Source organism: Streptomyces sp. NPDC127190 (assembly GCF_042672505.1).
Classification (GTDB): domain Bacteria; phylum Actinomycetota; class Actinomycetes; order Streptomycetales; family Streptomycetaceae; genus Streptomyces.
In genome coordinates this window covers 48,003-57,807 of the sequence record NZ_JBHXVE010000023.1, presented here as the reverse complement: position 1 = coordinate 57,807, position 9,805 = coordinate 48,003, and the positions used below count along the sequence as shown (strand labels likewise).

Sequence of the window (9,805 nt, the reverse complement as noted above, 5' to 3'; positions counted from 1 at the left end):
TGACAACTTCCCTGGGGTTTGGGTGTTCTCTCCTCTTTTCCAAAACCCCCCCCCGGGGGGCGCTCACGTCCCCCCGGCGGGGGGTGGTTTTCGGGGCGCGGGACGCTTTGTTAGGAGGTCAACTACGGGGTGTTGACAAGGAGTTCGCGGAGTTCCTACCTTCGGCTCATGCGAACCGATTCGACACAGCGCCGTCGGGCCGGCGCCGTCGTCACCGCCCTGGCCGTGGCCCTGAGCGCTGCCGCCTGCTCCTCCGGTTCCGGCGGCAGCAGCAGCCGGAGCGCCGACAGCGGGACGTACACCGTCTGGGACCCGTACCCGCAGTTCGACAAGGCCTCGGACTGGGCGAAGCTGCTCGACCAGTGCGGCAGCAAGGCCGGAGTCACGGTCAAGCGGACCGCCTTCGACACCGGCGACCTGGGCAACAAGACCCTGTTGGCGGCGCAGCAGGGGAACTCCCCGGACGTCCTGATCGTCGACAACCCGGTGGTGTCGACCCTCGCCGAGGCGGGCGTGCTCACCACGACCCACGACACCGGGCTGGACACCTCGAAGGCCGACCCCAACCTGCTCGGGGCCGGCCGGTCCGGCGGCAAGACCTACGGCACGCCCATCGGCGCCAACACCCTCGCCCTCTACTACAACAAGAAGGTGCTCCACCAGGCCGGGGTCGACATCGCCTCGGTGAAGGACTGGACGTCGCTGACGGCGGCACTGGAGAAGGTCAAGAAGGCGGGGAAGAAGGGCATCACCTTCTCCGCGATCGGCACCGAGGAGGGCAGCTTCCAGTTCCTGCCCTGGTTCTGGGGCTCGGGTGCCAAGCTGACCGCGCTCGACTCCGCCCAGGGCGTGCAGACGCTGTCCCTGTGGAAGGGCTGGCTGAAGAACGGATACGCGCCCAACTCGGTGCTCAACAACACCCAGACCACCAGCTGGCAGGAGTTCGCCACCGGCGACTACGCGTTCGCCGAGAACGGCACCTGGCAGCTCGCGGGCGCCAAGAAGGCCGGCCTCGACTACGGAGTCCTGCCCATCCCCGGCGCCCGCGGAGGCAGCGCCGCCGCGCCGACCGGTGGCGAGTTCGTGACCGTCCCGGTCCAGCAGGACACCGCCCGCTACGCCACCACGCGCACCCTGGTGTCCTGCCTGACCAGCGCCGACCACCTCTACACCACCGACACCACCCTGTCCTACGTGGCACCCACCAGAGCGGTCCAGGACAAGCAGGTGGCCGCGAACGCCGCTCTGAAGCCGTGGGTCGACGCGGTCAGGACGGCCAAGGGCCGCACCAGCGACGACCTGGGCACCAAGTACCCCACCATCTCCGAACAGCTGTGGAAGGCCGTCCAGGCCGCCCTCAGCGGCTCCGAGTCGCCCCAGGACGCGCTCACCCATGCGCAGCAGGCCGCGGCCAGGTGACGTGAGCCCGATGAAGCAGCCGACACACCCGCCCGACCACCGGCCCCGCCACGTTCCGAGCGGGTGGGCCGCGTGGGGCTTCCTCGCCCCGGTGGCCGTCTATCTCGCCGTCTTCTACGCCTATCCGCTCTACCGCAACCTCGATCTCAGCCTGCGCGACTACACCGTCCGCTCCTTCGTCCAGGGCGACGCGCCGTTCACGGGCCTGGCGAACTACCGCAAGGTCTTCGCGGACCCGACCTTCGCCCCGGCCCTGCTGCACACCGCGGTCTTCACCGCCGTATGCCTGGTCTTCCAGTACGCCTTCGGGCTCGCGCTCGCGGTCTTCTTCAACCAGAACTTCCGGCTCTCCGCCACCCTGCGCGCCCTGTTCCTGGTGCCGTGGCTGCTGCCGCTGATCGTCTCGGCGTCCACCTGGTCGTGGATGCTGAACAGCGAGTCGGGCGTCGTCAACGCCGCCCTGCAGGCCGTCGGCATCGCTCCGGTGAACTGGCTGACCTCGCCGTCCTGGTCCCTGACCTCGGTGATCATCGCGAACATCTGGATCGGCGTCCCGTTCAACCTGGTCGTCCTGCACAGCGGCTTGCAGTCCATACCGGCGAGCCTGTACGAGGCCGCCGCCCTGGACGGGGCGAACGCCTGGCAGCGCTTCTGGCGCGTCACCTTCCCGCTGCTGCGGCCGGTGTCGGCGATCACCCTGCTGCTGGGGCTGATCTACACGCTCAAGGTCTTCGACATCATCTGGATCATGTCCAAGGGCGGCCCGGCGGACTCGTCCACCACCTTCGCCACCTGGTCCTACCGGCTCGGCTACGGCAACCTGCTGCCCGCCTTCGGCCCCGGCGCGGCCGTCGGCAACCTGCTCGTGGTCGTCGCCCTGGCCTTCGGGCTGGTCTACCTCCGGGTACAGAGAAAGCAGGCGCTGTCGTGAGCCGAATCCGCACACGCTCGTGGGGGAGGACCACGATCGGCGTCCTGCTGACCGGGGCCATGCTCTTCCCGGTCTACTGGATGCTCAACGTCTCCCTCACCCGGGACCAGGACATGCGCAAGAGCCCGCCGGACCTGCTGCCGCTGCACGGCACCCTGGCCGGCTACCGCACCGTCCTGGACGAGCAGCTGCCCTACCTGGGCACCAGCCTCTTCATCGGCCTGGGCACCGTCGTACTCACCGTCGTCGTGTCCGCACCGGCCGGCTACGCCCTGGCCAAGCTGCGCCCGCGCGGAGCCGGCATCCTGAACTTCGTGCTGCTGGCCGCCCAGATGATCCCCGGCATCATCATGGCGATGGGCTTCTACGCCATCTACCTCCAGCTCGGCCTGCTCCAGTCCGTCCCGGGCCTGATCGTCGCCGACTCCACCCTCGCCGTCCCCTTCGGCGTCCTCATCTTCACCGCGTTCATGTCCGGCATCCCCCGCGAACTGCTCCAGGCCGCCACGACCGACGGCGCCGGGCCGCTGCGCACCTTCTGGTCCGTCGTCCTGCCGGTCAGCCGCAACGCCGTGGTCACCGTGTCCCTGTTCGCGTTCCTGTGGTCCTGGTCCGACTTCGTCTTCGCCAGCACCCTCGTGAACGGCGGTGCCCACGAGCCGATCACCCTCGGCATCTACCACTACATCGGCAACAACAACCAGCAGTGGAACGCCATCATGGCCACCGCCGTGGTCGCCTCGCTGCCGGCCGCGGTCATCCTCGTCCTCGCCCAGCGCTACGTCGCGGCCGGCGTGACCGCCGGCGCCGTCAAGGACTGACCGCTACGCCCGACTCCCGTGTGCCGGCCGGATCGTGCGCCGGCCGACACCCCCTGCCCAGAAACGAGTCACACCACATGACCGCCCTCCGGCCCGGCCCGGCCTTCTCCGTCCACGACATCCCGTTCAGCATGTACGGATCCTGGTTCGACATCTCCCCGGTGGTGGCGGAGAAGACGTACGCCGAGGACCTGCACCTCGTCTCGCACCAGAACGGCATGCACGCCGTCCTGCGCCTGGTCCCGCTGGACCCGGGCACGGGCGGCCGCGCCGAGACCCGTGTCGAGGCGACCCCGGGCCTGCTCGGCTGGACCGGCGGGAGCGGGCGCGTCGACCTCGCGTACGAGTCGCCGGACACCGTACGGCTGCGGGGGAGCGGCCTCGGCCTCGGCGTCTTCGCCGCCGCACGGACCCTGACCCCGTTCAGCGGAACGTACTTCTTCCACGACCGGGCCACGGACGCGCATGTGTTCACGTCGTACGAGACCGGACGCCGCTACCGGGTCACCGTGCTGTCCGGCACCCTCGCCGAGACGGTCGGAGCACAGGCCCTGGGCAGCGCCGACCGCGGTCTCGCCATTGCCGCCGCGGCGGACGGGGGCTGGGAGATCGCGATCGAGGAACTCGACACCGCCCGCCCGCCGTACACGTCCTCGGCGGCCTTCGACGAGGTCGTGGCCGCCGCGCGGCGGGCCTTCGCCGGCTTCGCCGACGCGGTGGCCCCCTGGCGCTCGTCCGCCACGCCGGCCGCGGAACTGGCCGCGTACGTTCTCTGGTCGGCGACCGTGGCGCCGACGGGTCTGGTCACCCGGCCCGCCGTGCTGATGTCCAAGCACTGGATGGACAAGGTCTGGAGCTGGGACCACTGCTTCAACGCCCTGGCCCTCGCCCCCGGTTCGCCGGAGCTGGCCCTGGACCAGTTCCACCTGCCCTTCGACCACCAGGACGCCGCCGGGGCCCTGCCGGACTCGGTCACTCACTCCGAGGTCCTCCACAACTTCGTCAAGCCGCCCATCCACGGCTGGGCCTTCGGCCGTCTGCGCCGTCGGCTTCCGACGGCGCTCAGTCAGGAGGAACTGACCGCCGTATACGACCGGTTGACGCGCTGGACCGACTTCTGGCTCACCGCGCGGCGGGCGCCCGGCGCCGGACTCGCCCACTACCAGCACGGCAACGACAGCGGTTGGGACAACGCCACCGTCTTCGACCCCGAGCGGGTGGTCGTCACCGCCGACCTGGCCGCCTTCCTCGCCCTCCAGCTCCGTGAACTCGCCGACCTGGCCGCCGAGTTGAGCAGGCCGGACGAGGCGGCCCGGTGGACACGCACCGCCGAGGAGATGCAGAGCGCACTGCTCGACCAGCTCTGGACCGGCGACCGGTTCGTCGCCCGGGGGGCCGACACCGGGGACACCTGGAGCAGCGCCAGCCTCCTCGACCTGATGCCCATCGTGCTGGGCGAACACCTGCCCGACGAGATCAGCAGCGCGCTGGCCGACCGCATCAAGGCCCACCTGACGCCGTACGGCCTGGCCACCGAACTCACCACCTCACCGCACTACCTCGCCGACGGCTACTGGCGCGGCCCGATCTGGGCCCCGGCCACCGTTCTGGTCGAGGACGGCCTGCGCCGCACCGGCCACCACCGGCTGGCCGACGACATCAGCGCCCGCTTCCGCGCCCTGTGCGAGACCCACGGCTTCGCCGAGAACTTCGACGCCCTCACCGGAACCGGCCTGCGTGACCGCGCCTACACCTGGACCGCCAGCAGCTACCTCCTGCTGGCCGAAGCCCACGCACATCGGGACAGCCGCTGACCGGCCGTCCTCCGTGAGCCCCGGGGGCCGTTCAGTCCCCGGTCCGCCCCCCACCCCGTTAGGAGCCGCACAATGAAGTCGCTCTCCCAACCGACCGGACGCGCAGCGCGCACCAGACGCCGAGCCCTCTCGTCCGCGGCCGTCCTCCTGGCCACCCTGGCCGCGACCCTGGTGCCGACCGCTTCGTCACAGGCCGCCGACACCACCGTCGCCGTCGACTTCTCCGTCGCGAGTGGCGCCCCCACCTACCATGCCTCGGGCACCCTCTACGGGATGACCGAGGACGGTTCGCTGCCCCAGGACCACTTCTACAAGGACATCAAGTGGAAGCTGGAGCGGGCCGGCGGCGCCCAGTTGGACAGCCCCGGAGGCTGGGTCGCCGGCAAGTACGACCGCCGGTGGAACTCCACCCTCGCCCAGTACAGGCGCACCAAGGCGCTCGGCGGCACCTTCGTCATCCTGCCGCACGACCTCTGGGGTGCCGACGGCACCACCAAACCCACCTTCCCCGGTGACAACGGCGACTGGTCCGGCTTCGACGCCTTCTACAACCGTCTTCTCGGCGACGTGAAGGCCGCGGGCATGACCGACATCGAATGGGACATCTGGAACGAGCCCGACTGCCCCGGGTTCTGGGATCCCGGCATGCCCCAGTACCTGGAGATGTGGAAGCGCGCCTACCAGAAGATCCGGGCCGCCATACCCGGCGCGGTGATCGTCGGCGCGAGCACCTGCGGCCACCCCACGGTGGACAACGGCTGGTGGACGACGTACCTCGACTACGTGAAGGCGAACAAGGTCGAGCCGGACATCTACAGCTGGCACGACCTCCCCGGCGACCCGGTCGCCCACAGCAACTCCCTCAGGTCCCTGCTGGCGGCACGGTCGATGACGACCAGCCGCCCCTTCCAGGTCAACGAGTACGGCGCCAGCAACGAGCAGAACCCCGGCCGCGGCGGCTGGTACATCTCCCGTCTGGAGCGCGCCGGAGCCGACGGACTGCGCGCCAACTGGGCCTGGGGTGCCAACCTGCACGACTTCGAGGCGAACCTGCTGACCAAGACCGGCAGCCAGTATCTGCCCCTGGGCGAGTGGTTCCTGTACCGGTACTACGGCTCCCAGACCGGAAACATCGTGAACCTCACGCCCGGTACGAACACCGACGGGCTGGCGACGAAGGACAACTCCGCGCGGAACGCGAAGATCCTGCTCGGGAGCAACGGCAACACGGGCAACGTCACCGTCGGCCTCAACCGGCTCGACACCACCTCGGTCGTGGAGAACGGCCGGGTCCGTGCGATAGTCCAGCGCATACCGAACAACGGCGGCGCCGCGGTGAGGGGTCCGGTGACGGTCTCGGACCAGACCCTGACCGTGAGCGGGAACTCCGCTTCGGTGACCGTGCCGTGGACGGACGCCGCCGACGGCTACACGGTCACGCTGCTGCCGCCGTCGAACACGACCGTCTCCACCGTCGCGGTGGCCGAGCACAGTGGTCAGTGCCTGGACGACACCAACCTCTCCGCCGCCGACGGCACGCAGTACCAGCAGTACCACTGCGAGGGCGGCTACCAGCAGATGCTGGACTTCAAGCCGGTCGCCGGACGGGCGAACACCTACACGATCGTGGACGAGCACAGCGGCAAGTGCCTGGACGTCTCGGGTGCCTCCACGGCCGACGGTGCCGCCGTCATCCAGTGGACCTGTAGCGGCACCACGAACCAGATGTTCACCCTGAACCCGGTGACCGCGCTGGGCAACAGCAAGGACTACCAGCTGGTCGCGGTGCACAGCGGCAAGTGCGTCGACGTCAGCGGGGTCTCGACCACCCCCGGCGCGGTGATCCACCAGTGGACCTGTGACCCGGCGAGCGCGCTGAACAACAAGAGGAACCAGATCTGGCGCCTCCAGGGCATGCGCTGACCCGTCCCCGGGCGGGGGCTCCCCGCGTGAGAGGGAGACCCGCCCGGGCCGACCGGTGACGCGGCGGACGACCTTCGGCCCGCTGCCGGCCCTTTCCCGGTGACAACGGAAGGGCCGCCGACGACGGCCTGCGCGGAAACCGGGGGTCGGGCACCGCACTGCACGACCACGAGGCCAACCTGCTCACCAAGAACGCCACCGGCCAGTACCTGCCGGGCCGCGAGTGGTTCATGTACCGCTACTAGGCTCCCAGACAGGCGACGCCAACCTCCACGAAGAAGAACCAGATCTGGCGCCTGTCCGGCACGAGCTGACACCGATGGCCGCGCGCGGTTGGCCGTAAATCCCCGGTCCGGCACGAGCCGGAGGACCCAGGAGAACACGGCCACCGCGCCGCGTTTCCGCCATACGCGCCACCGAAAACGAGCCGTACCTCTCCTTGAATTCCCCTGATCCGAGCAGCCGTTCGGAATCAGCCATACTTGTATGACGCATGTTCAGCTGCCGTGACTCCGCGTTCTCATGGGTAGAGATCGACGCGCCGTCTCCCGTATGGGCCGCACGGCCTATTGAGACAGCAGCCGGGACGGTGGACAGTATGCGAAGGGGAAGGGAGAGCTCCGGTGGCGGCACGAGACCTCGACACATGGGTACAGGAACTCTATCGGGCCATGTCGAGGAACTCCGGTCTGGGAGTGACCGAGGCCGCCGATCTGGCCCGGATACCGACCGCGCGGCTCGGTGAGACCCAGCAGCGGCTGATCGAACTGGGCCTGCTGGAGCCCGTGCCGGCCACGGCCGGCGCGGTGGGGGAGACCCGCCCGGCGCGGCATGTGACGTCGACACCGGAGGTGTCCCTCGCCCGGCTGATGCAGCGCAGCGAGGACATCTGGACCCGTCTCCAGCGCGAGATGCAGACGACGTACGCGGCGATGTCCGTGGTCGCCTCCGAGTTCACCCGCACCCAGGCGGCGAAGATGCAGGTCATCCACGCGGACGTGCTCACCGACCGCGGCCGGATCGACCAACTGCTCCGGGACGCCGCCGAGTCGGCGACGGAGGAGATCGTCAGCATGCACGCCGGTGTCTCCTCCTCGGTGGAGGCGCTGGCGGCGGCCCGGGAGCGCGACCGCAGGGCGCTGGAGCGGGGGGTGCGGATGCGCGCCGTCCATCTGGCGTCCACGGCGCGCAGTCCGCACGGGTACGCCCACCTCAAGGCCCTCGACAAGGCCGGGGTCGAGGTGCGGCTGCTCCATCACGTACCTTTTTGCTTTCTCATAGTCGATGATTTATTCGCTGTTACCCCGAGGTTTCAGCAACCGGGGAATTCGGCGGTCACCGTGCTGCGCGGGCGGGAGATCACCCGGATGCTGGGAGAGGTATTCGAATTCTGCTGGCTCAACGCCAGTTCATTCGCTTCCGTGAACGAACCCGTCGTCCAGGAGGCGGAAAACGAGGCCGACGGCGGACAGCAGCCGACGGCCCAGCAGCGGGTCGTACTGCAAATGATGTCGGAGGGTATGAAGGATGAAAGCGTTTCCCGAAAACTGGGAATCTCGGTCCGCACGGTGGGCCGCGCGGTCAATTCCCTCATGGCCCAGCTGAACGTCCAGACCCGGTATCAACTGGGCGTGCGCGCGGCCCGGATGGGCTGGATCACCGGCACGGCACGGGACGCCGAGACATAGGACTCCCCGCCTGGCGGCGCTGCGCCGTCGTCGCCGCCCTCATGCTGGCCGCGTTCGCCTTCAACACCACCGAGAACCTGCCGATCGGCCTGCTGCGGCTCATCTCCGTGGACCTGCGGGTGTCCCTCCCGGCCGTGGGTCTGCTGGTCACGGGGTACGGCGTGACGGTGGCGGTGATGTCCCTGCCCGTCGCCCAGATGACCCGTGCACTGCCCCGCCGCCATCTGCTCACCGGTCTGCTGGCGGTGTTCGCCCTGTCGAGCTGGGCACCCGTGGCGTGCGGTCGCTCGTACCCGGCACTGCTGGCGGCCCGGCTGGCGACCGCGCTCGCCCAGGCGCTGTTCTGGGCGGTCTCGGGACCCGTGGCCGTGGGTCTGTTCCCGCCCGCACGGCGCGGCCGGATCATCGGCCTGGTGTCGGTGGGCGGTTCACTCGCCCAGGTGCTCGGGGTGCCGGCCGGCACCTGGCTGGGCGGCAGATACGGCTGGACGACACCCTTCGTGGTGCTCGGCGGGGCAGGCTGTGTCGCCCTTGCCGTGATCGCGCTGCTGCTGCCGACCACACCTCCGGACCGGGGGCACGCCGTGCGCGGCAGCGAGCCGGACGCCCGGCGCTTCACGGCCGTCCTGCTCACCACCGCCCTGTCGGCCGCCGGGGTGTTCACCGGTTTCACCTACCTGACGGCCTTCCTGAGTGACGTCGCACGGTTTCCCGGCGGTGCGGTGAGCATGCTGCTGTCCGTGTACGGCGGCGCCGGGTTCGCCGCCGTCGTCCTGGCCGGGCCCCTTCTCGACCGCTTCCCGCGCGCCCTGCCCGTGCTGCTGGTGGCCGGTCAGACGGCGGGGCTGTGCGGGCTGTACGCGGCCGGCGGGCACGGGCGGGGCGTGACCGTGGGCGCGCTGGTGCTGCTCGGGGTGTCCATGGGGCCGTTCTTCATGGCGACCCAGAACCTGGTCTTCCGCGCGGCGCCCGGCCGCACCGAGCTGGGCCTGGCCGGTAACTCCGCCGCGTTCAACGTGGGCGTGGCGGTGGGGGCCTCGACGGGCGGGGTGCTGCTGCCCGCCGTGGGCGTGCGGGGTGCCTTCCTCGTGGGCGGGCTGCTCACGGCCCTGGCACTGGCGGTTCTGGCAGGCCCCGGCCGGCCGCCGCGTCCGGCCGGCGACCGGGCCGCCGCGGTCCCGGCCGAATGAGGGCACCCCACGGACGCGG

General features: G+C 70.1%; 7 protein-coding genes. All 7 read left to right on the top strand.

The genetic code is table 11. The features are described from left to right. Positions 1 to 168 precede the first annotated feature (168 nt). Entirely contained in the window at positions 169 to 1,419 is a 1,251-nt protein-coding gene (locus ACFVIU_RS29360) for an extracellular solute-binding protein (protein WP_385846189.1), read from the top strand. Positions 1,420 to 1,429: 10 nt separating this feature from the next. Then, complete coding sequence (locus ACFVIU_RS29355; RefSeq protein ID WP_385846188.1) at positions 1,430 to 2,350, top strand: carbohydrate ABC transporter permease; 921 nt, start codon at positions 1,430 to 1,432, stop codon at positions 2,348 to 2,350. Between the two features lie 59 nt (positions 2,351 to 2,409). Then, on the top strand, positions 2,410 to 3,171 hold the full coding sequence (locus ACFVIU_RS29350) for a carbohydrate ABC transporter permease (RefSeq protein WP_385846237.1): 762 nt from the start codon (positions 2,410 to 2,412) through the stop codon (positions 3,169 to 3,171). Positions 3,172 to 3,248: 77 nt separating this feature from the next. Beyond that, positions 3,249 to 4,985, top strand: coding sequence for an amylo-alpha-1,6-glucosidase (locus tag ACFVIU_RS29345; RefSeq protein WP_385846186.1), 1,737 nt, complete (start codon positions 3,249 to 3,251; stop codon positions 4,983 to 4,985). 72 nt (positions 4,986 to 5,057) lie between these two features. Further along, positions 5,058 to 6,908, top strand: coding sequence for an RICIN domain-containing protein (locus ACFVIU_RS29340; RefSeq protein ID WP_385846185.1), 1,851 nt, complete (start codon positions 5,058 to 5,060; stop codon positions 6,906 to 6,908). A 671-nt stretch (positions 6,909 to 7,579) separates the two neighbouring features. Further along, complete coding sequence (locus tag ACFVIU_RS29335; protein ID WP_385846184.1) at positions 7,580 to 8,596, top strand: LuxR C-terminal-related transcriptional regulator; 1,017 nt, start codon at positions 7,580 to 7,582, stop codon at positions 8,594 to 8,596. Between the two features lie 41 nt (positions 8,597 to 8,637). Then, entirely contained in the window at positions 8,638 to 9,786 is a 1,149-nt protein-coding gene (locus ACFVIU_RS29330; RefSeq protein ID WP_385846183.1) for an MFS transporter, read from the top strand. Positions 9,787 to 9,805 lie beyond the last annotated feature (19 nt).

Coding starts and splice junctions, on each gene's coding strand:
- ACFVIU_RS29360 (WP_385846189.1), top strand. CDS start 169: ATGCGAACCGATTCGACACAGCGCCGTCGGGCCGGCGCCGTCGTCACC.
- ACFVIU_RS29355 (WP_385846188.1), top strand. CDS start 1,430: ATGAAGCAGCCGACACACCCGCCCGACCACCGGCCCCGCCACGTTCCG.
- ACFVIU_RS29350 (WP_385846237.1), top strand. CDS start 2,410: ATGCTCTTCCCGGTCTACTGGATGCTCAACGTCTCCCTCACCCGGGAC.
- ACFVIU_RS29345 (WP_385846186.1), top strand. CDS start 3,249: ATGACCGCCCTCCGGCCCGGCCCGGCCTTCTCCGTCCACGACATCCCG.
- ACFVIU_RS29340 (WP_385846185.1), top strand. CDS start 5,058: ATGAAGTCGCTCTCCCAACCGACCGGACGCGCAGCGCGCACCAGACGC.
- ACFVIU_RS29335 (WP_385846184.1), top strand. CDS start 7,580: ATGTCGAGGAACTCCGGTCTGGGAGTGACCGAGGCCGCCGATCTGGCC.
- ACFVIU_RS29330 (WP_385846183.1), top strand. CDS start 8,638: ATGCTGGCCGCGTTCGCCTTCAACACCACCGAGAACCTGCCGATCGGC.